This is a genomic window from Micromonospora chaiyaphumensis (assembly GCF_900091435.1).
In the GTDB taxonomy this organism is placed as follows: Bacteria; Actinomycetota; Actinomycetes; order Mycobacteriales; family Micromonosporaceae; genus Micromonospora; species Micromonospora chaiyaphumensis.
The window spans coordinates 77,698-98,620 of the sequence record NZ_FMCS01000015.1; the positions used below are offsets into that span (position 1 = coordinate 77,698).

At 72.5% G+C, this 20,923-nt stretch carries 15 protein-coding genes; 7 read left to right on the plus strand and 8 right to left on the minus strand.

Annotated features, from left to right (window positions below; all coding sequences use genetic code 11):
* Positions 1–153: 153 nt before the first annotated feature.
* On the minus strand, positions 154–993 hold the full coding sequence (locus tag GA0070214_RS29700) for a hypothetical protein (protein WP_139141942.1): 840 nt from the start codon (positions 991–993) through the stop codon (positions 154–156).
* Between the two features lie 138 nt (positions 994–1,131).
* Between GA0070214_RS29700 and GA0070214_RS29705 the strand changes: the two genes are divergently transcribed.
* Entirely contained in the window at positions 1,132–1,806 is a 675-nt protein-coding gene (locus GA0070214_RS29705; protein ID WP_091269836.1) for a DUF6891 domain-containing protein, read from the plus strand.
* Between the two features lie 9 nt (positions 1,807–1,815).
* Here GA0070214_RS29705 and GA0070214_RS29710 read toward each other — a convergent pair whose 3' ends face one another.
* On the minus strand, positions 1,816–2,589 hold the full coding sequence (locus tag GA0070214_RS29710) for a hypothetical protein (RefSeq protein WP_091269837.1): 774 nt from the start codon (positions 2,587–2,589) through the stop codon (positions 1,816–1,818).
* A 195-nt stretch (positions 2,590–2,784) separates the two neighbouring features.
* Between GA0070214_RS29710 and GA0070214_RS29715 the strand changes: the two genes are divergently transcribed.
* Both GA0070214_RS29715 and GA0070214_RS29720 read left to right on the plus strand, forming a co-directional pair.
* A complete protein-coding gene (locus GA0070214_RS29715) occupies positions 2,785–4,575 on the plus strand; it encodes an HSP90 family protein (protein ID WP_091269838.1) in 1,791 nt (596 codons plus the stop codon).
* Positions 4,572–6,617: a tetratricopeptide repeat protein gene (locus tag GA0070214_RS29720; RefSeq protein WP_091269839.1), complete on the plus strand. Its 2,046-nt coding sequence runs from the start codon at positions 4,572–4,574 to the stop codon at positions 6,615–6,617. Before GA0070214_RS29715 ends, GA0070214_RS29720 begins: the two co-directional genes overlap by 4 nt.
* 58 nt (positions 6,618–6,675) lie before the next feature.
* Here GA0070214_RS29720 and GA0070214_RS29725 read toward each other — a convergent pair whose 3' ends face one another.
* Positions 6,676–7,515: an oxidoreductase gene (locus tag GA0070214_RS29725; protein ID WP_091269869.1), complete on the minus strand. Its 840-nt coding sequence runs from the start codon at positions 7,513–7,515 to the stop codon at positions 6,676–6,678.
* A 104-nt stretch (positions 7,516–7,619) separates the two neighbouring features.
* Here GA0070214_RS29725 and GA0070214_RS29730 point away from each other — a divergent pair, with 104 nt between their 5' ends.
* Positions 7,620–8,522 carry a LysR family transcriptional regulator gene (locus tag GA0070214_RS29730; protein ID WP_091269840.1) on the plus strand — a complete coding sequence of 301 codons (903 nt, stop codon included), beginning with the start codon at positions 7,620–7,622 and terminating at the stop codon, positions 8,520–8,522.
* Between the two features lie 130 nt (positions 8,523–8,652).
* A complete protein-coding gene (locus GA0070214_RS29735; protein ID WP_091269841.1) occupies positions 8,653–9,117 on the plus strand; it encodes a nuclear transport factor 2 family protein in 465 nt (154 codons plus the stop codon).
* A 92-nt stretch (positions 9,118–9,209) separates the two neighbouring features.
* On the opposite strand, the gene GA0070214_RS29740 is transcribed toward GA0070214_RS29735, so the two are convergent.
* The 3 genes from GA0070214_RS29740 to GA0070214_RS29750 form a co-directional block, all read right to left on the minus strand.
* Positions 9,210–11,690: a M14 family metallopeptidase gene (locus GA0070214_RS29740; protein WP_139141943.1), complete on the minus strand. Its 2,481-nt coding sequence runs from the start codon at positions 11,688–11,690 to the stop codon at positions 9,210–9,212.
* Between the two features lie 260 nt (positions 11,691–11,950).
* Positions 11,951–12,688, minus strand: coding sequence for a hypothetical protein (locus GA0070214_RS29745; RefSeq protein WP_091269843.1), 738 nt, complete (start codon positions 12,686–12,688; stop codon positions 11,951–11,953).
* Positions 12,681–13,181, minus strand: coding sequence for a SigE family RNA polymerase sigma factor (locus tag GA0070214_RS29750; RefSeq protein WP_091269844.1), 501 nt, complete (start codon positions 13,179–13,181; stop codon positions 12,681–12,683). The genes GA0070214_RS29745 and GA0070214_RS29750 overlap by 8 nt, the downstream gene beginning before the upstream one ends.
* A gap of 223 nt (positions 13,182–13,404) precedes the next feature.
* Between GA0070214_RS29750 and GA0070214_RS29755 the strand changes: the two genes are divergently transcribed.
* Together GA0070214_RS29755 and GA0070214_RS29760 are read left to right on the plus strand one after the other, a co-directional pair.
* On the plus strand, positions 13,405–16,599 hold the full coding sequence (locus GA0070214_RS29755; RefSeq protein ID WP_167364361.1) for a S8 family peptidase: 3,195 nt from the start codon (positions 13,405–13,407) through the stop codon (positions 16,597–16,599).
* Between the two features lie 101 nt (positions 16,600–16,700).
* A complete protein-coding gene (locus GA0070214_RS29760; RefSeq protein ID WP_091269846.1) occupies positions 16,701–17,666 on the plus strand; it encodes an acyltransferase domain-containing protein in 966 nt (321 codons plus the stop codon).
* Positions 17,667–17,669: 3 nt separating this feature from the next.
* Here the strand turns inward: GA0070214_RS29760 and GA0070214_RS29765 are convergent, their stop codons facing one another.
* The gene (locus GA0070214_RS29765; RefSeq protein WP_091269847.1) at positions 17,670–19,223 is read right to left on the minus strand and encodes a GH25 family lysozyme; all 1,554 of its coding nucleotides are present in this window, start codon (positions 19,221–19,223) and stop codon (positions 17,670–17,672) included.
* 119 nt (positions 19,224–19,342) lie between these two features.
* Positions 19,343–20,896, minus strand: coding sequence for a serine/threonine-protein kinase (locus GA0070214_RS29770; RefSeq protein ID WP_091269848.1), 1,554 nt, complete (start codon positions 20,894–20,896; stop codon positions 19,343–19,345).
* Positions 20,897–20,923 lie beyond the last annotated feature (27 nt).

A 20,923-nucleotide genomic window follows, 5' to 3' on the forward strand; every position in this document is an offset into this window, starting at 1 on the left:
TTCCTGGCCTACGTGGGACGAGTGGTTGGCGACTCTGCCGCCGGATGTCCGCGGTTCTGCTGCGTCGCTGGCGAAGAGGTTCAAGGCGCTGGGAAGCCCGGAGGGTCGCCCCAGAACGGTTGGGCCGTCTGTGAGGCCTGCGCCGTTGGGCTGTCAAGTGCTGCCATGCGGCCGCCGGGCATCGGGCGGCGGCCGGCGTCCCGCCCGGTTGGCCAGCAGGTTCCACCCCAGGGCGTACGCCGCGGCGCTCACCAGCAGAGCGGCACCGGCGCTACGTCCCCAGTCGCCCACGAGCACGGGCGGCGCGGCCCAGACATCCATCGAAAGCCCAGCCAGTGCGATTGCCGTGCCGGCCGCGATCGGTGGGACGGCCCACAGCAGGCCGGATGGCGCGGTGAACCGGTCGTCCTGCAGCAGCCCGGTCATGGTGGCGACGGCCCAACCCGGCAGGAGCAGGAGAACGAGCGGCCAGCGCATCGCGCGTCGCCGCAGGCGCCCGCCGAGGCCGACGCCAGCAGCGGCGTAGAGCGGGTAGGCGGCCAGCTCACACAGGAGGACCCGGACCAGGACCGGGTCGCCGAGCGGCGGGGTCGCGAAGAAGGAGCCCTCGCGGGCTCGGGCGAGGGGGTACGCGACGGCGAAGCTCACACCTGCCAGGAGTATCGCGAGCGGGACTGCCGCCGCGAGCGCCTTCATCTGCCCGTACCGGCGGGCGAGGGCGGCGCCCGCCAGCAGCGCCAGAAGCTGTCCGCAGAGGAATCCCGACGTGTACCGGAAGACCCGCGTGGCGTAGAGCTGCTCGTACTGCTGGGCATCGCCCTGCGCGTCGTAGTTGACCCAGAAATTGTAGAACCCGTCGTTGAACGGCATGGCCACGAGCACCAGCAGCGCCATCGCCGGCAACGACCAGACAGCCGGGTGCGTCACCGTACGCCACAGCGGCGGCAGGCCGACGCCGGCCATCCCCGGAAGCATCTGCCAAGCCTTGCCCATCCCGGTCACGGTTGGGCAACGCGAACGCCACCGATCGAGGCAACTCCCTGACCCGACGGCGTCACCATCAATGTTGTCGATCGCCTCGGAGCCCGCGACGGAGCGGGGGCTGTCACAGCCTCCTGCCAGGATCATCGTGTGACGGCATGGAGCTTCAACGAGCGCCCTGAGGGCGTCAGATTCCTGACGGAGCGGATCGCGGAGCCCGGCCGCGCGGAGATCGAGCGTGAGCTCTGGGACTGGATCCTGCGAGGCGAGGACGACCCCGACGAGTTCGTGGAGTTCTTCGACGACGACGAGCAGCGTCACGACGCCTCCGACGAGGAACTGCGGGCGGCGTACGAGAAGGCGCTGGTTGCTCGCCGGGAACAGCAGCGGCAGTGGGGTGCGGTGCGGAGCAACCTCACCCGCGCCTTTGCCGATCTCAACGAGCTCGGGGTGTTGGCCCGGGAGAACTTCAGCTGCTGTGGCACCTGCGCGGCCGCGGAGATCCACGACGAGCGGGACGGCTCCCGACACTGGCAGGGCTACCTCTGGTACCACCAGCAGGACACGGAGTCGCTGCTCGCGAGCGAGGACGGCGAGGTCTACCTCGGCTACGGTGCCTATCCGCCGGCCGACTTCGACGAGGTCGCCTATGCCGCCCTGCCCGAGGCCGAGCAGCAGGCCCGCTATCAGGTGGACCTGGAACGGCTGCTGGACGAGGTCGTCTTCCCGGTGCTCCGCGAGCACGGCATGCGGGTGGAGTGGAACCGCAAGCAGTCCACGCGGATCCGCGTGACCGGCGCCCAGTGGTATGCGCGGTTGGCCTGAGCCGTCCGGCTACTGGCTCAGTGACGGGCTCTGCTCGTCGGGGGCTGGGGCGGGCTGGCGGTCGTGATTCCCCCGCCGGAGTCGGACCGCGCCGAGGGCGTTCAGCCCCACACCCCAGATGAGTAGGACGGCGAGCCACTGGACCCAGTTCAGCGCACTCATCTCGCCCGACAGCAGGTGCCGGACGGTGGCATACGGGGTCAGCGCCTGGGCCGGCCGGAGGACGTCGACGGCACCCAGCAGGATCCACAGGCCGAGCGGTAGGACGATGCTGGCGGCGAACGCGAGGGCGGGCCGCCGGATCAGCAGGCCGAGCCCGGTGCCCACGAGCTGGGCGACCACCTGGACGAGGATGCTGCCCGCCGCGATGATGCCGACGTGCCGCCACGGCTCCGGTGCGGTCGACGTGGTCATCGCGAGGGCCGCGACGCACACCACGAGGCCGAACAGACCGATGGCGGCGGCGAACAGCGTCGCGGCCAGCAGGGTGGGCGCGAGGCGAGTGATCCCGGCCGCCCGCTTCAGGTCGCGGGCGAGCAGGATGCCGAAGGCCGGCACGATGACGGACATCAGGCTCTGCACGAGATCGGAAAGCTTCGCGAAGGTGCGATCACCAGTCGGTCCCGCCAGGGCGAGCCCGGCGGCGGCCAGCAGTCCGAGCAGCAGGGTGACCGCCAGGAGACACCGGCGGGCCCGCGTCCCGACAGAGCGGCGGAGGGCAGCGGCCGTGGCCGCGCCGAGGGTGGAGGTGCTGCGGGTGTGAGGAATGCCGGAATCAGTCATTGCGCCCCCGTTCAGCAATCGGATTCCAGTCTCTCCTGACGGGACGCCGACAGTCACGGCCGGCTCGAGAACTGCCACAGATCCGGAGCCGCGAACCAGGGGCCGAGGGGCCTGCCGCCGAGGGCCACGCACGGGGTATCCCGAGGTAGCCGCAGCCGCTAAGGTGCTCCGCACGGATCATGGGGGAGTGCGGTTGTGAGTTACACGTTCCACGTCGACCTGCGCGGCATCGTCGACCTGCTCAGTCATCACCTCTACGCCAGCCCTCGCGTCTACGTCCGGGAGCTGATGCAGAACGCTGTCGACGCCATCACCGCACGACGAGCGGCCGACCCGGCTGCTCCGGGCGTGATCCGGATCCACCCGCCGGAGACGACGGGGAACGGGACCCTGCGCGTCGAGGACACGGGTGTCGGCCTCACCGAGGCGCAGGTGCACGAGCTGCTGGCCACCATCGGCCGCAGCTCCAAGCGGGACGAGCTGGGATTCGCCCGGCACGAGTTCCTCGGGCAGTTCGGCATCGGCCTGCTCTCCTGCTTCCTGGTCGCCGACGAGATCCGGGTCAGCACTCGCGCGGCCGGCTCGCCGACGGTCGAGTGGACCGGGTACGCCGACGGGCGTTACGAGCTGCGCCTCGCTCCCGTCGAGCGGGACCGTGCCGAGCAGGGCACCACGATCACGCTCGTGCCGCGGCGGGGCGAGGAGCACTGGCTACGCCGGGACGCCGTCATCGAGATCGCGTCGCTGTACGGCTCCATGCTGCCCATCCCCGTGCACGTCGACGACAAGCTGATCACGGCGGGGCTGGCGCCGTGGGAGACCGACGCCGCGGAGACGCCGGCGGCCCGCCGGGCGCGCCTGGACGCGTACGCCCGGGAGGTGTTCGGGTTTGCGCCCTTCGACGTGATCGACCTGGCGGTGCCCGCGGCGGGACTGCGCGGGGTGGCGTTCGTGCTGCCCCTGCCGGCCAACCCGGCGGCGCGGGCAGCCCACCGGGTCTACCTCAAGCAGATGCTGCTGTCCGAGGACATCGAACGGTTGCTGCCGGACTGGGCGTTCTTCGTCCGCTGCGTGGTCGACACCGGCGAGCTGCGGCCGACCGCGAGCCGGGAGGCACTCTACGAGGACGCCCTGCTCGACCAGGTCCGCGAGTCGCTGGGCGACGGCCTGCGCGGCTGGCTCACCCGGCTGGGACGCAGTGATCCCCGACGGCTGCAGGCTTTCCTGCGGGTGCACCATCTCGGCGTCAAGGCGCTCGCCGTGCACGACGACGAGATGCTGCGGCTGGTCGACCAGTGGTGGCCGTTCGAGACGAACATGGGCCCGCTCACCCTCGCCGAGTTCCGCGAACGGCACACGGTGGTGCGGTACACGCCGTCGGTCGACGAGTTTCGCCAGCTCGCCGCCGTCGCCGCCGCGCAGGGCATCGCCGTGGTCAACGCCGGCTACGTGTACGACGCAGAGTTGCTGGGCCGGCTGCCCGACCTCGACCCGGCGATCGTCACCGAGGTGCTCACCGCGAGTGACCTCGCGACCCGGCTGGAACCGCTGGACCCCGACGTCGATCTCGCGGTGCGCCCGTTCCAGACCCTGGCGCAACGCACCCTCGACCCACTCGGCGTCGAGGTGCTCGTCCGCGCCTTCGAGCCGGCCAGCCTGCCGGCGCTGCACCTGCTCGACGGTGACACCGCGCTGGCGGTCGACCTGCGTCAGGGGCAGGACCAGGCCGACGAGCTGTGGTCGTCGATCCTGGGCACCTTCACCCAGGACCGCACCGACCGGCCGCAGCTGGTCTTCAACCACCGCAATCCGCTGGTCCGGCAGGCGATCGCCGCGTCCGACGAGGAACTCACCACGTTGGCGGTCGAGGGCCTCTACGTGCAGGCGTTGCTGCTGGGTCACCAGCCGCTGCGACCGGCGGACACCGCCGCCTTGAACCAGTCGTTCCTCGGCCTGCTCGCCCGAGCGATGGGACAGCCGCGGTGACCACCTCTTCGAGCGAGCTGCACGAGCGCCTCGCCCGGGCGTACGCGCTTCCGCGCGGCCCGGCCCGCTTCGCGGCGCTGGACGCGCTCTTCCGGCACGCCGACGCCGCCGGTGACATCCCGTTCGCCTTCTCCGCCCGGATGAACGCGATCAGCGACTTCCACCACGGCGGCGATCCCACCCGGGCGTTCCTCGCCTTCTCCTGGTGCCTGTCGGTCTTCGACAAGCAGCCGGAGGTGGTCGGCCGCCAGTACGCCCACAGCCTGCTGTGGGACTTCAAGTGGATCGTCTGGGCGCTGCCCCAGTTCCCCGACATCCCCCTGGACCGCACCATGGCGGTGCTCGACGACATGCAGCGCCGCTACCAGCTGGCCGGGCACAGCCTGCACGCCGTCCACCAGCACCGTTGGCTGGTCGCGCACCACGTCGGGGACATGTCCGCGGCACAGGAGTCGTACGACCGGATGCTCACCGCCAAGCGCGACACCATGTCGGACTGCTCGGCGTGCGTCCCGTCGGGCCAGGTCCGGCACCTCACCTCCCTCGGCCGGTTCGAGGAGGCCATCACCGTGGGGGAGCCGTTCAAGCGCGGCGGCTGCAGCGAGCAGCCCCAGTGGATGCTCAGCGAGCTTCTCACGCCGTACCTGCGCACCGGCCGCTTCGACGAGGCCGTCGAGGCGCACCGGGACGGCTATCGGCGGATCCGGGACGACCGGCACCACCTCGACAACCTCGCCCAGCACGTGCTGTTCTGCGGGCTGACCGGCAACGAGCCGCGCGGGCTGGAGCTTGTCGAACGGCACCTGAACTGGCTGGAGCGGCCCTCATCGCCCTACGCGGCGATGGAGTTCGCCGCCTCCGCCGCACTGGTGCTCGGCCGGCTCCGTGCGTCGGGGCGCGGTGACCTCGTGGTGTCCCGCCGCTCCGACGACGGCACCCGCCGCTGGGAGGCGACGGTGGCCGAGGTCCACGACGAGGTGGCCCAGCAGGCCCGCACCATCGCCGCCCGATTCGACGCCCGTAACGGCAACCGGCACCAGAGCAACCGGATCGAGGCGCGGATGGCCGCCGAGCCGGTGACGGAGCGGCTGCCGCTCACCGTTCTCGCCGGGCGCTCGGCCGACACCACGCGGGCCACCGACCCGAAGCTTGCGGCCCTCGTGGAGCGGGTGGCCGCGCTGACCGGCGCCGGCGACACCGCCGGTGCGGCGCGGGCCCGGCTCGACGTCGCGCACGCGCTGCGGAACGCCGGCCGGTGGGAGGACGCGGTCGAAGCCGCCGAGGAGGCGGTCCGCAGCCTCGACCGTGCCGGTCTGCGCGACGACGCCATTCGCTGCCGCTACCTGCTGTGGGAGCTGTATCGACGGGCGTATCACCACAAGGACTCCGCCCAGGCGCTCCTTGCGCAGCTCAGCGAGATGGAGCACCTGCCCGAAGGAGTGCCGCCGCTGGAGGTGATCCTGGAGGACGCCGCCGGCTCGACGCCCGGCGAGCAGGCGGTCACCCACCTGCTCGCCGCCGCCGATCGCCACCGCGCCAACGGCACCGCCGAGGCGGAACTGCGGGTGTCGAGCAGGGCGCTCGTGCTGCTCGCCCGTCGACCGCCCAGCGAGCAGGCGTGGACCGTGTTGAAGCGGATCGACACCTTGAGCAGCGTCGCGAAGCAACCACCGGCGGAGCAGGCGGGCAACGTCCAGGCCGCCGCTGCCCGGCTGCTGGCCGCGGCCGACCGCGTCGACGAGGCACTCGCCCGACTCGACATGGCCGTGGCCCTGTTCAGCCCCGACGAGTTGGCCGACGAGCGTCGCGCCGCGCGACTTCACCGGGCGACCCTGCGGCTCCGCGCCGGTGACCCGGTCGCCGCGGAGTCGGAGGCCCGCGAGGTGCTGGCGGAGGATCCCGACGAGTACGGGTGGTCCGCCGGTGCCCTCCTCGCGCGAGCCCTGCGTGCTCAGGGCCGGCCCGACGAGGCAGCCGAGGTCCTGGCCGCGCATCAGATCGACGCCGACTACCTCGACGAGGCGGACGACGACGAGGACTGAACCTCTGCGCTGACGGGGTAGTCCTCCTTCGAGGGCGGTCTGCCCGTGCGGGTGTGGTTCAGGCGACCGCTGTCGATCGGCTGGTCTCCTCCCAGGCGGCAACCTCGGCGAGCAGTGCCTCGTGGTGCTCGCGCAGACCGTCCACCGCGTCGCCCCCGAGCAGGAGCCGGAGCGGCGGGCGGTCGCTGTCCAGCACCTTCAGGATGGCCGCCGCACCCTTCACCGGGTCGTTCGGCTCCGCGTCGGCCAGTTCGGCGGTGAACCGGCGGGTCGCGCCGGCCGTGTCCTGGTACGCCGCCAGCTCCTGCGTGACGTACTTGTTGGTGTTGAAGTCGGTCCGGAACGCGCCGGGTTCCACGATCATCACCCGTACGCCCAGCGGCGCCAGTTCGGTCGCCAGCGTCTCGGACATCCCTTCAAGGGCCCACTTGGCGGCGTGGTACGCCCCGAAGCCCGGGTACGTCTTCTGCCCGCCCAGCGAACTCATCTGCACGATCGTCCCGCTGCCCTGTTCCCGCATCAGCGGTACGACGGCCTTGGTCACCTCGGCCGCGCCGAAGAAGACCACCTCCATCTGCTGGCGCAGTTCCGCCATGGTGATCTCCTCGACCGCGCCGAGGACCAGCGAACCGGCGTTGTTGACGAGGACGTCGATCCGGCCGTACAACGCCAGCGTGGCCTGCACCGCGGCGTCGATGGAGGCGGGCTCGGTGACGTCGAGCGCCACCGTACTGATCCGGCCCCTGCCCTGGTCGGCCAGTTCGGTCAGGGTTTCCGGCCGGCGCGCGGTGGCCATCACCCGGTCGCCGGCGGCCACCGCCGCCAGTGCCAGTTCGCGACCGAAGCCGGAGGAACATCCGGTGATCAACCAGACCCGGCCCTGCGTGTTGTTCTGCATCATTCCGCTCCCGTTACGTGTTCGTCCTGAACACGAACGATGCTGCCGGCGGTCGGTTGGCCACGGCCAACACCGGTTACCTGGTACGGCGGTAGTCTCGGCCTGTGGCCCCTGATCTTCGGCAGCTCAGGTACTTCGTCGCCGTCGCCGAGGAGTCGAGCTTCACCCGGGCGGCCGCTCGGCTGATGATCACGCAGCAGTCGCTGTCCCAGCAGATCAACGCAATGGAACGGATTCTCGGCGCGAAACTGTTCGAGCGGGACAGCCGGGGCACCAGACTGACGGATATCGGGGCGTTGTTCCTGCCCGAGGCCCGCGCGGTGCTGGACCGCGCCGACGAGGCCGTCGCCGTGGTGGGACGGGCCGTACGCGGCGAGACCGGCCAGCTCCGCCTGGCCTTCCTGGCCACCACCGCCAACCACCTGCTCCCACCGGTGGTCCGGGCCGCCCGGGAGCGTCTCCCCGACCTGAGACTCACCACCGAGGAGAGCACCATCGGGCCGCTCGTCGAGGGCTTGTTCGACGGCCGGTACGACCTCGCGTTCACCCGCCCGCCGCGGGTCCCTGGCCTTGCCGCGCGCACGATCGCCACCGAACAGGTGTGCGTCGTCCTGCCCCATGGGCATCCGCTTGCCGATCGCACCGAGCTGACCCTGTCCGAACTGGCGAACGAACGGTGGGTGATGACCCCGCGCAGTTCCTGGGAGCCGTGGCACCGAGCGTTCGACGAGAGCTTCCGCGCCGCCGGGTTCACTCCCGACATCGTCGCCCGGGACGCCAGCGTTCAGGGGCTGCTCGGCCTCGTCGCCGCCGGCGTGGGGATCACCCGACTGGGCTGGTCGGCGCACAACCTGCGCCGTACCGGCGTGGTGTTCGTGCCGCTCGCCGGGGAGGCGTTGCCAACCGAGATGGTCTGGCGACCCGACAACACATCGCCCGGGCTGCGCCGGATGGTGGACCTGGTGACCGACCTGGCCGCCACGACGGACCTCACCACCACCGGCTGACGGTCCGCCCCACAGGCCGCGGCTGCGGCTGCGCCAGGTAATCGGTGTTGGCCGGCCCGGACCGGCCGGGGACAGTATCGTCCCTGACAACGCACCACGGGCTTCGCCCCGGCGAGCAAGAGGAACCACCATGAGCAGTCCCACGCCCATGCCCGAACAGGTCGCCGACCGGCTGGCCATCCGCGACCTGGTCGACGCCTACGCCCACCTGGCCGACCGGCGCGACGCCCAGGGGCAGGCGGCACTCTTCACCGACGACGCCCGCGTCGCCGTGTACGACGGCGAGCCCGACACGACCGAGCCGGTGCAGGTCCTCAACGGCCGGGATGAGCTGGCCGAGGCGTTCGGCTCCTTGCGGAACTACGACAGGACGACCCACTTCAACGGTCAGTGCACGGTGACCGTCGACGGTGACGGCGCCACCGGCGAGACCTACTGCCTGGCGCACCACCTCTGGGTCGAGGAGGGACAGCGCACCCTCATGGTCATGTCGATCCGCTACCAGGACACGTTCGTCCGGCAGGGCGGCCGGTGGTTCTTCGCCGAGCGCCGGCTCATCACCGACTGGGTCGACCGCCGTCCTTCGACCGCCTGACGGTCGCCGGAATCAGCGCGGAGCCCCGGCCATTGCCTCGTCAGCGAGCATGGAACCCGCTGACGAGGCAATGATCATGGGAGGGCCGTGGGCTACTGCTGGGCGATCGTGATCGTCGCCGTGCGGTAGTTGTTGCGCCTGTCGTTCTTCGACGGGTCGTAGTTCTGCTCGATGTTGCCGGCGCTGTCGACCGAGAACCAGCGGAACGTGGTCGTCTCGGTCACGTGGAACACCTGCCCCGGCTCACGGAACTCGGTCGCCGCGTAGCGCGGCGACTCGAGGGTGGGCCGGCTGCCGTCCGTCGTGTAGTAGATGGTGGCGGGCTCGCTCGTCTCGAAGCGCACGTCGACGGGCCCGGTGTACCTCCCGCCGCCGGGCACGAGCTGGGACGTCGGCTTCTGGTGGTCCTTGCCCCAGTCCGCCGCGATCCGGAACATCTCCATGATGCCGTTGGCGTACTCCATGGTCTCGGAGTGGCCGCTGACGAGGTCCGGGTCTCCCACCCACGCCGGCTGGAACGAACCGCCCTGCCAGTTGCCGGTGGCCGGGTTGTAGACCGAGCCGCCGACCTCCCAGCCGAAGGCGTAGATCCCGTAGTTGTAGTAGAGGTCCTCGCGCACGTTGCCCGCGGAGGAGTAGAGGACGTCCGACGAGCCGCCGACGTTCTCCGGCGTGACGACGGTCTGCCGGTGCGCCTTCACCTGCGACAGGATCCGGGCGGCCGACTGCCAGTAGAACGCCTCGTCACCCAGTGGCGGCCGCGGCGTGGTGATCCGCCCGTCCGCGATGTAGGCGCCCGGCTGCCAGAACAGCTGGCCGCCGTTGGAGTGCACCGACATCATGAACTTGATGTTCCGGTACTTCTCGACCAGCCAGATGATGTTCTTCGACTCCGGCTCGGACAGCTTCTCCGGGCCCTGGTAGGTGTCGCTGACGCAGCTGAACGACCCGCCCGAGTAGCCGTCGTGGGCCGACCCGACCCGGTAGTTCCGGTTCAGGTCCACGCCCCAGGAGTTGCGCCGGGCCGGATCGGCGTTGTCGTCCGGGCAGTGGTTCGTCATGTTCCGGCGCTGCGAGGCGAAGTTGTAGAAGCTGTAGTTCGCCCCGTCGGGGTTGTTGGACAGGATGAAGAAGATGTCGGTGTTGTCGACGATCTTCCTGGTCTCCCGGTCGGACGCGTAGTTGTGCACCAGGCGCTCGGCCGACTCCAGGCTGGTCGTCGCGGGCACCCATTCGCGGGCGTGGTCCTGCGCCTGGATCAGCACGCCCGGGTTCCTGCCGTCGCGGTGCTTGCCGATCCGCAGGACGGGGATCGTGGCCGGGCCGCGGGGCACCTCGCCCTCCGGGGCGCCGACGCGCTTCTGGTCGAGGAAGTCGGTCAGCGCGACCGGGCCGGCGGTCGCCGCGACGATGCCGGTGCCCGCGTTGGTGCGATACGGGTGCGCCCGGTCGATCAGGCCCTGGGACTGGCTCTCCAGTGCCGCCGCCACCTGCATGGCCGTGCTCGCCGGCGCACCGGAGGCGTCCTTCGCGAGGAGCACGCGGATCGCCTTGCCGGCGACCTCGACCGCGAGCGGGAGGTTGGCCCCCGGCCGGTCCACGAACTCGACGGTGATGTCGTTGCCGCCCTCGTGGCCCCAGGCGGCCGAGCTGACCACGACCGCGCTCTGCCCGGTGCCGCCGATCGTGGCCTGCGCCTTTCGCTGGTAGCCGTTCGTCTTGTTCGGCAGGTAGACGATCTCGGCGATGCCCGGGTACTGGCGGGCGATCTCCTCGGCGCGGCTGAAGAGCTGCTGCGGGTGCCGGTAGCCGTCGACGAAGTCCCACTTGTAGGAGGGGTTCGCCGTCAGCGGCGGCGCCCCGTCCTCGAGCCAGTTGGAGACGTAGCCGGTGGCGACGCCCCCCGTCGAGCTCGTGACCCGGATCTGGCTCGGGCGGGCGTCGAGCTTGAACAGGTTCCGGTGGAACATGTACTGCCCGGAGTCGACGAACCGGCTCATGGTCCGGGCGGAGCCGAACGCGGTGCCCGCGCCCGAGTCGTTCTCGAGCTGCATCCCGACCACCGGGTTCGTCTGCGCCCCTTCGGTGGTTCGCGCCTCGACGTAGAGGAAGCCCTGGCCCTTCGTCGTGAACCAGTCGGCACGGGCGATCCGCACCGTCTCCTCGTGCGCGAGCGGCTGGACAGCGGTCGTGCGGAGGGTCTGGAGGCCGCCGTCGGCCTCCTCGCTCCAGGTGAAGCCCTCGCCGTCGCCGAGGATCTCGACGCCCAGCGCCTTGAGCTCGGCGACCTGCTCGGCGGTCGCCACCGCCTCGCCCTCGATGCCGGTCGGCACGCGCTGGAGACCGTGTTCGAGGTCGAAGCCGGCGGCGGCCACCTTGTCCAGCATGTCGGCGCCGGTCAGCTTGATGCGTACGAGGCGCGCGGCCTCCGGAGCCTCGAGGCTGGATCGTCCGGAGCCTGCCGAGGCTCCCGACCCGGCGGGATCCGCGCCCGCGGGCCCGGTCGCCATGAGGACGCTTCCCACCAGGGTGGGCAGCGCGAAAAGCGCTATGCGTCGTCGTGTCCGTCGCATTCTCCCCTCCTTCTGCTTGCGACGTGCGGTTGACGCGGTGGCCGGCCCGGCTGCGGGCAGGCCGTCCATCCGCGACGGTCACGCCGGGCTCGCGCAGGGTCGGCCCGTGCACGACGGTGGTCACCGCCGTGACGGGATCGGGGAGGACCGAGAGTGAGCCGGGTTGCGTCGAGGGTATGCAGGTTCGTCGCTGCGAAGGATCGGCCGAACTGGATTTGAGCTTTACTTGAGGCGTTGCGCGACGGCGTACCTACCGGGCGCTACCGCTCCGCCGGGGCGGGACCGCGGTCCGCGAACTCGTACGTGGTGGTCAGGCCCTCCGGCAGGTCGGGGACCAGCGCGTTGGTGCCGTCGACCACCTGGACGTAGCGCTTGCCCTGGAAGATCGAGTAGGTCCCGTCGGCGACCTTCTCGATCGTGAAGAGCTGGGCCGAGGTCGCCGGCTCGCACGCCCGGCCGCGGACGCTGCCCGGGGCGGCGTCGTGCACGACGGTCATGCAGACCCGGTCGGTGCCGCCCGGCCTGGCCAGCATGATCCGGAACCGGTCACCCTCGGGGCGCAGCACCCACAGCGCCCGGTCGTCGATGCCCTGCTCGGTGGTGGCCCGCACCCGGTCGTCGTCACGGCCGGTCGCCAGCGTGGACGAACCCATGCCGGGCACCAGGATCAGGACCTGCCGCCGGCCGCTGAGGATCTCCTGGGGCCCCGCCGAGGGGGTCACGGACGGGTCGACCGAGGGGGTCACGGACGGGACGGCGGAGGGCGTGACCGGGCCCGCCGGGCCGACACCCGGGTCCGGTGGGACGACGTGGTCCCGGGCCTGCAGCAGGGTGGTCCCGGCGGCCACGGCCGCGACGGCCAGTCCCACGCCGGTGACGGCCGTCCGGCGCCTCCGGCGCTGCTCGCTGCGCCGGCGCAGCGTCTGCGGACCGGGCAGCGTGGTGACGCGCCGCACGCCGTCGGCGATCGCGGCGAGGTCGTCGCGCGGATCAGCCATGGGAGGCCCCCTCGTGGTGCGTGTCGGTCAGCATCCCGGCCATCGCCTTCCGACCGCGGGCGAGGTACGCCTTCACGGTGCCGACGGGCACCTGCATCTCCGCGGCGACGTCGGCGACGCTGAGATCGTTGAGGTGATGCAGCACGACGGCGCGGCGCTGGTTGGGGTTCAGCCGCTGCAGCGCCTGGAGCAGGGCGACGTGGTCCTCGCTGAGCCCGGGCACGCTCTGGTCGACGGCGGCCCGGTGGTGCGCGCGGATCCGGTTGAGCGTCTTGCGCCAGCTGCTCACCGCGATCCGGGAGGCGACCCGGCGGACCCAGGCCTCGGGGCTGTCCGCCTCCCGCACGGTCCGCCACCGCTGCCAGGCCCTCATGAAGGCCTCGGCGACGGCGTCCTCGGCCTCGCCGCGGTTGCCGGTCAGCACGTAGACGTGACCCACCACCCGTCCCGCACAGGCCGTGTAGAAAGCGTCGAACTCCTCGGCGTCACCCACCTGACCTGTGCTCCCTCCCTCCGGGGCCTCGTACCGCGGTCACCGGCGCATGGAACCCGGGCGGGAGATGCGGCTGCACCGCCAGGGGCGAATTTGTGACCAGCGCCACATCCGGAGAGATCAACCGGCCGACCCGACCAGGCGTCATCGTGCCGTCCCGGGAGAGGCCCGTGGCGGAGAGGACGATGTGCGACCTCGGCAACGACGCGCTCTGACCGCAGGGGTGCTCGCGACCGCGCTGGCCGTGGCGGGCCTGGCGGCTCAGCCGGTGGCGGCGCAGGAGAGGCCGGCGGCGCCGGTCTCCGGCACGCCCGGCACCTTCACGTTGATCACGGGGGACCGGGTGTCGCTGGGCGCGGACGGCCGCCCCGAGATCCAGCCGGCGCCGGGGCGGGCCGGCACGCGGTTCGTCAGCAGCCGGGAAGGCGGCCACCAGTACGTCGTCCCGGTGGACGCCGTGCCGCTGCTGCACGACGGTCGACTCGACCGGCGGCTGTTCGACCTCACCACGCTCGGCGAGCTCGGCTACGACGACCGGGCGGCCGAACTGCCGCTGCTGGTCGCGTACCCGGAGGACGCCGCGGCCCCGGCGCGGTCCGCCGCCGTCCGGGGCGCCGCGCGGGTGCACGCGGACCTGCCCGCCGCCCACGCGCTGGCCGTGCGGACGGACCGGAACGGCCGGGCCGAGCTGTGGTCCTCCCTCACCCGCGGCACGGCGTCGGCCCGCACCCTCGCCGCCGGGGTCACCCGCGTCTGGCTGGACGGCAAGCGCCGAATCTCCCTGGACCGCAGCGTGCCGCAGATCGGCGCCCCGAACGCCTGGCAGGCCGGTTTCGACGGCACCGGCGTGACCGTCGGCGTGCTGGACACCGGGATCGACGCCGGCCACCCCGACTTCGCCGGGCACCTCGCCGCGGTCCGGGACTTCACCGGCGGCGACGACCCGACCGACACCGTCGGTCACGGCACCCACGTGGCGTCGACCATCGTGGGCAGCGGCGCCGCCTCCGGCGGCCGGTACCGCGGCGTGGCACCGGGCGCGAAACTGGTCGTCGGCAAGGTCTGTGCCACCAACGAGTGCCTGGACTCGGACGTCATCGCCGGCATGGAGTGGGCCGCCGCGCAGGCCCGCGTGGTCAACCTGAGCCTGGGCGACACCGACCGGCCGGGCCCCGACCCGCTGGAGACCGCGGTCCAGGACCTGAGCCACCGGTACGGCACCCTCTTCGTGGTCGCCGCCGGCAACGAGGGCAAGCCGAAGTCGGTCATGACGCCGGCCTCCGCGGACGACGCCCTCGCCGTGGCCGCCGTCGACGCGGACGACCAGCGCGCCTACTTCTCCGCGCGCGGGCCCCGGGTGGGCGACAACCACATCAAGCCCGAGATCAGCGCGCCGGGCGTGGACATCGTGGCCGCTGCCCCCGGGGGCGGCTACGCCACCATGTCGGGCACGTCGATGGCGACCCCGCACGTGGCCGGCTCGGCCGCGATCCTCGCCGGACAGCACCCCGACTGGTCCGGCCCGCAGCTCAAGGCCGCCCTCATGGACTCCGCCAAGCCGGCCGGCGAGGACAGCCTCTACGAGCAGGGCGCGGGCCGGCTGGACATCGGCCGCGCCGTCGCCCAGCCGGTCGCCGCCGAGGTCGCCGCGATCGACTTCCCGGTCCAGCGCTGGCCCCACGGCGACGACACCCCCGTCGCCCAGGTCGTCGGCTACCGCAACACGGGCACCGCGCCGGTCACCCTGTCGCTGAGCGTCGCCCCGGCGCCGGCCGGCATGGTCACCGTCAGCCCGGCCACCCTTGTCGTTCCGGCCGGTGGCCGCGCCCAGGCGACGATCACCGTGGACACCCGGGTGGACGCGCCCGACGGCCTCTACCAGGGCGCGCTCACCGCGACCGGCGCCGGCGACCTGCGGGTACGGACGCCGTTCGCGCTCAACCGGGAGATCGAGAGCTACGACGTCCGGCTCGACCACACCGGGCGCGACGGCCGACCGGCCACCGAGTACACCACCGTGGCCGCGAACCTGGCGACGGGCGAGTTCAGCACCCTGGAGGCGCAACCGGGCGGCGGCGTCCTGCGGCTGCCCAAGGGCCGGTACGCGCTGTACAGCACCATCCACGAGGGCGCCGCGTCGACCCTGCTCGCGCAACCCGTCCTCGACGTGCGCGGCCCGGTCACCGAGGCGCTCGACGCCCGCACGGCCCGGCCGGTCTCGCTGACCCTGCCCCACCGGGACGCCGCACCGCTCGCGATCCACGTGAGCGCGACCTGGAACGACGGTCTTCGCTACCCGGGTGTGCAGCTCGACGGCGAGTCGTTCGAGGAGGTCTTCTTCGGCCGGATCGGCCCCGCCGTCGCGGCCCCCGAGTTCACGGCGACACTGGGCGTCGGGCTCGCCCGCCCCGGCCCCGACCGGAGCTTCCGGAACAGCCCCTACACCTACGACCTCGCGTACGTCCGCCAGGGCGACATGTTCACCGGCCTCACCCGGAAGCTGTCACCGAAGAACCTCGCCACCGTCAAGGCGACCTACCGGAGCCAGTCGACCACCGCGACCGCCGCCCGGTTCCACCGCGCGGCGTCCCCCGGCGGCGCCGGGCCCATCGGCTCGCACACGTCGTTCGACCTGCCCTTCCGCGCCACCGAGTACTACAACACCGACGGCGGCATCGTCTGGACGTCCACGTTCGTCGAGGGCGACAACCTCACCGCCCAGGAGTCGGTTTTCAAGCCGGGCCGGACGTACACCCAGCTCTGGAACGCGGCGCCCTTCGGGCCCACGGTGGGCGGCGCCCCGGCCCTGGCGCCACTGGGGTACGCGGGCCGCGACGGCGACACCATCTCGGTCGCGTCGCCGCCGTTGTTCGGCGACGCGGCGGGCCGCCCCGCGAGCCGCGACGACCTGCCGGTCCACCTCCGGCTGTTCCGCGACGGCACGGAGATCGGCACGGCGGACAGTGCGTACGCGGACTTCCCGGTGCCCCCCGGCAGGGCCACCTACCGTCTGGAGGCGGCCGTCACCCGCGGCGCGCCGGACACCCTGTCGACGTCGGTCTCGGTGGCCTGGACCTTCACCTCCGCGCACACGTCGAAGCCGGAGCGGCTGCCCCTGACGACGGCCCGGCCCGTCCCCGCGCTCGACGACGCCAACACGGCGAGGGCCGGCACGACGATGACCCTGCCCGTGGCGCTCGACCGGCTGGCGGGGTCCACCGCCGCGCCCGGCCGGGTGGTCGGCGTCTCGGCCTCGTTCGACGACGGCAGGACGTGGGTGGTGTTGCCGGTGCACCGGGACACCGCCCTCATCCGGCACCCGCGGCAGCCCGGCTTCGTCTCGCTGCGCCTGACCGCCGCCGACAGCGCCGGCAACACCGTGACCCAGACGATCCAGCGGGCCTACCGGATCGCCTGACTCCCGGCGGGTCCGGGGCGGCGGCGGGCTGCCGCCGCCCCGGATGGCTCGGCCGCTCCGGGCCTGTTGCGGTGGCGCCACCGGTAGGTACGGTCGTCCGCGTGGATCTGGAAGACACCGCCGCCCGGCTCGGGGTGCCCGTCGAGGACGTCGAGCGCGTGCACCGGCTCGCCGGTGACCGGCCGTCCGCCCCGCTGCCGGCCAAAGCCGACGCCCCCGCGATCCTGGACCGGCTCGGGGTACGCCCGGACGACGCCGCCGAGATCATGGCGGGCTGGCCCGACGCCGATTCGCCGCTGTGGACTCCGGAGCTGCGCTGGCTGCTCGACCGCTCGATCGCCCTGGTCCGCGCCGATCTCGGGGGCCACGGCTGGCTGGTGCCCGGTCCGGCGCTGCCCCGCGAACGCGGCCTCGCCTGGCGGCATCTCTACGGGTACGCGTACCTGGCCCTGGTCGGCGTCGTCCGGGCGTACCACCGCGACCACGGCATCGCCGACACGGTGTCGTGGGTGACCCTCGCGGACCTGGGCCGCAACCTCGCGGTCGACCGGCGGATGCGGGGCGAGGGCTGGCCGGTCATGCAGAGCTGGCTGACGCTGCACGTGCGCGGCGGCCTCTACGAGCTGGGCCGGCTGCAGCACCAGCGCGGCGACGCCGGCACCATCGACCTGCACATTCCCGACGCGGGGCCGCTGACCCCGGAGGCGGTCGAGGCGTCGCTCGACGAGGCACGCGAGTTCTTCCCACGCCACTTCCCGGACGAGCGCTACACGGCGTTCGCCTGCGGCTCGTGGCTGCTCGACCCGCAGCTGCGGGAATACCTGCCCGAGGACTCCAACATCGTCCGGTTCCAGCGGAGGTTCGAGCTGGAGCCCTACGAGGAGCCGGACGGGCTGGACGGCGACGTCGAGGTGCTGCGGTTCGTGTTCCGCACCCTGACCACGCCGCTCGACCAGCTGCCGCGCGGCACCGTGCTCCAGCGCGCGGTCGTCGACCACCTGAAGGCCGGCCGCCACTGGCAGTGGCGCCGCGGCCGCTTCCCGATCCCGCCACGGTCGACGGTGTAGCGGTCAGCCGGTCATCTGGACGAACCTCTCCCAGGGGCCGACGGTGGTGCGGTTGGCGATCAGCTGCTGCGTGCCGGCCTGTTCCGCGGTCACGTACCGGTTGTTCGCGTTGGCCAGCAGGCTGACGGTGCCGTCGGTGTTGGTGATGATCCGGAACCTCTCCCAGGCCCCGACGACGGTGCGGTTGGCGATCAGTGGGGAGACGCCCGCGTTCTCCGCCGTGACGTACCGGCCGTTGATCCGGGCGCGGAACGCCACGAGCCCGCCGCCCGCGTCGATCTGGTCGAACTGCTGCGCTGGACCGGCCGTGGTCCCGTTGGCGATCAGGGGCGAGGCGCCGCCGCCGTCGGCCGTGACGTACCGGAGGTTCGCGCCGGCGAGCAGGTGGACCGGGGCCGGCGGCGTGGCGGCACGGAACTTCTCCCAGGGGCCGACGGTGGTGCGGTTGGCGATCAGCGGCTGGGTGCCGGCCTGTTCCGCGGTCACGTACCGGTTGTTCACGTTGGCCAGCAGGCTGACGGTGCCGTCGGTGTTGGTGATGATCCGGAACCTCTCCCAGGCCCCCACGGCGGTGCGGTTGGCGATCAGTGGGGAGACGCCGGCGTTCTCCGCCGTGACGTACCGGCCGTTGATCCGGGCGCGGAACGCCACGAGCCCGCCCCCCGCGTCGATCTGGTCGAACTGCTCCCAGGCGCCGATGGCGGTCCGGTTCGCGATCAGGGCTGACGCGCCGGAGTTCTCCGCGGTCACGTAACGGTTGTTGACGGTCGCCAGCAGGCTGGTCGCGGGGCCGCCGAGCAGTCGGGCCAGGGCCGCGTGGTCGCCCCTGAAGACGTCCAGATCGGCCGAGGAGTAGTCGGAGCCGGGGATGGCGGCGCCCGCGGCGTGCTGCCACATGGTGAAGGACGTCCAGCCGGCCGGCAACGGCGGTGGGTTCTGGGAGTAGTTGGCGATGAACAGCGGGTTCGCCGCGAAGCTCGCGCTGCTGCCCGTGCAGGGATTCCACCAGTTCGTGTTGGTGTAGATCATGGCCGGCCGGCCGGTGCGCACCGCGATCTCGGTGACGAAGTCGCGGATCCAGGCCACCAGTTGGGCGGGCGTCATGTTGTAGCAGTCGTTCAGGCCCCAGTCGGCCCGGGGCCACTCGATGTCGAGCATCGGCGGGAGGCTGCGTCCGTCGGCGACGTAGGGGGCGAAGCCGAGCAGGACGTCGGCCTGCTGCTTGCCGCTGCTCAGGTCGGGGCGGGCCCGGTGGTACGCCCCGGTGTACAGGCCGTTAGCCCGGGCGCCGGCCTGGTTGGTGGCGTAGAAGGGATCAGGATTGTTGTGCGGCACCACCCGGCCGTCCTGCTCGCTGACCCGGATGTAGGCGAACCTCGCCCCGCCCCGGGCTGCCGCGGCCCAGTCGAACGATGGTCCCTGGAAGTAGGACACGTCGACGCCGGTGATCGGGTAGCCGCTCGGGGTCGGCAGCGCCCGGGCCGGCGAGGCGCCCCCGACCAGCCCCATGAACCCCAACGCCGCACCCAGCAGCACGGCCAGACCTCTGCGTACCATGGCTCGCCTCCCGACACCGGCCAGGGCGCACCGACGCGTCCGTACCGAGCGTAGGCGTGCTGCGGACGCACAGGCATGGGCCGCTTGTCCATAGCCGCAGGTGGTGGGACTTCCCGTACCTAGTCGTCGTCCTTCTTGCCCTTGCCCTTGTTGCCGTCCTCGCCCTTGCCCGCCCCGCCCTTCCTGCCGTCGTCCTTGCCGGCTGAGGGCGGCGCGGGCCGGTTCGGCTGCCCGGCGACGGCGAACGAGCTGCGGCACGGGGTGTCGTTCACCCGGAACTGGCCGGGCAGGGAGGTGGCCTCCCGGTAGGTCACCGCCACGGTGGCGGTGACGGTCCGCCGGGGCGGCAGGTCCCCGATGCTCGCCTGCACCGAGTCGCCGCTCTGCCGCCACGTGCCGGGTGAACCCTGCACGAGGCGCTGCCGGTCGGGGAGGCTGAACGCCAGCCGTGCCCCGCCGATCGGCACCGTCCCGGTGTTGGTGACGGTGACCCGGCTGGAGGACCGGCCGTCGGCGACCCGGTCGAGGGCGTAGCGGACGCTGCACTCCGGCTGGCGCTGACCGATGCCCACGACGGCGGCCGGGGTGCTCGCCTGGGCGGGAGGGTCCTCGCCGGACGACCCGCCCGCCGACAGCGCGACGGCAGTTCCGCCGGCCAGCAGCGTCACGGCGACCGCGCCGGCGACGGTCACCCGCCTCCTCGGCGGAAGCCGCCGCCAGCCCGCGAGCGGCACGGCGACGAGCGGTGAGGCCGCGAGGCCGGCGGCCACCGGGCCGAGGGACGGCGCCCAGAGACGGGTCGGCGTGGGCTCGGTGCCGTCCGCGGCGTCGGGCAGCAGGAGCGTCGTCGCCGGCACCCCGGCGGCGGCACCGAGGACGGACGCCGCTTCGGCGGCCGGCGGGCGCTCGGCGGGATCCTTGGCGAGGCAGCGCCGGCACAGGTCGCCGATCGCCGCGGGCAGGTCGGCGAGGTCCGGCAACGCGGCCGGTTCCCGGTAGCGGTGGGCGGTGAGCATCTGGGTGGTCGTGGAGGCCTGCCAGGGCAGCCGGCCGGCCAGGGCCCGGTAGAGCAGCAGTCCGAGGGCGTACACGTCGGTGGCCGGCTGCACCACGCCCCGTTCCAGCCGCTCCGGCGCCAGGTACGCCGGGGTGCCCAGCAGTCCTTCGGACAGCCCGTCCGGATCGCCCGAGGCCGCCGAGATGCCGAAGTCGACAAGTTTCACCCCGGCCCCCGCCACCATCACGTTGCCGGGTTTGACGTCCCGGTGCACGATCCCGCGGCGGTGGGCGGCGGCCAGCGCCGCGGCGACCTGGGCACAGACCAGCGCGGCCACCCGCCAGGGCAGCGCACCGCCGCTGAGCAGCTGCTCCAGCGAGCGGCCCTCGACGACCTCCATGACCACGTACGGCACCGGCGGGCCGGCGCCGTCGCTGGCCTCGCCGTAGTCGTGGACCTCGACGATGTTCGGGTGGCGCAGCCGCGCGGCGGACCGGGCCTCGGCGCGGATCCGGTGCAGCAACTGCGGGTCGGCCGCCAGCTCGGGGGAGAGCAGCTTCACCGCCACGTCGCGCCCGAGCACCTCGTCGTGGGCACGCCAGATCACCGACATGCCGCCGGCGCCCAGCCGGTCCAGCAGCCGGTAGCGGCCGTCCAGCATCGATCCGGCGTCCATGAACGGAACGTGCCCAGGCCGGCGCCG

What these genes read in the sequence shown, in the direction of transcription:
- GA0070214_RS29700 (WP_139141942.1), bottom strand. Translation starts at nt 993, where the DNA reads ATGGGCAAGGCTTGGCAGATGCTTCCGGGGATGGCCGGCGTCGGCCTG.
- GA0070214_RS29710 (WP_091269837.1), bottom strand. Translation starts at nt 2,589, where the DNA reads ATGACTGATTCCGGCATTCCTCACACCCGCAGCACCTCCACCCTCGGC.
- GA0070214_RS29725 (WP_091269869.1), bottom strand. Translation starts at nt 7,515, where the DNA reads ATGCAGAACAACACGCAGGGCCGGGTCTGGTTGATCACCGGATGTTCC.
- GA0070214_RS29735 (WP_091269841.1), top strand. Translation starts at nt 8,653, where the DNA reads ATGAGCAGTCCCACGCCCATGCCCGAACAGGTCGCCGACCGGCTGGCC.
- GA0070214_RS29740 (WP_139141943.1), bottom strand. Translation starts at nt 11,690, where the DNA reads ATGCGACGGACACGACGACGCATAGCGCTTTTCGCGCTGCCCACCCTG.
- GA0070214_RS29745 (WP_091269843.1), bottom strand. Translation starts at nt 12,688, where the DNA reads ATGGCTGATCCGCGCGACGACCTCGCCGCGATCGCCGACGGCGTGCGG.
- GA0070214_RS29765 (WP_091269847.1), bottom strand. Translation starts at nt 19,223, where the DNA reads ATGGTACGCAGAGGTCTGGCCGTGCTGCTGGGTGCGGCGTTGGGGTTC.
- GA0070214_RS29770 (WP_091269848.1), bottom strand. Translation starts at nt 20,896, where the DNA reads ATGGACGCCGGATCGATGCTGGACGGCCGCTACCGGCTGCTGGACCGG.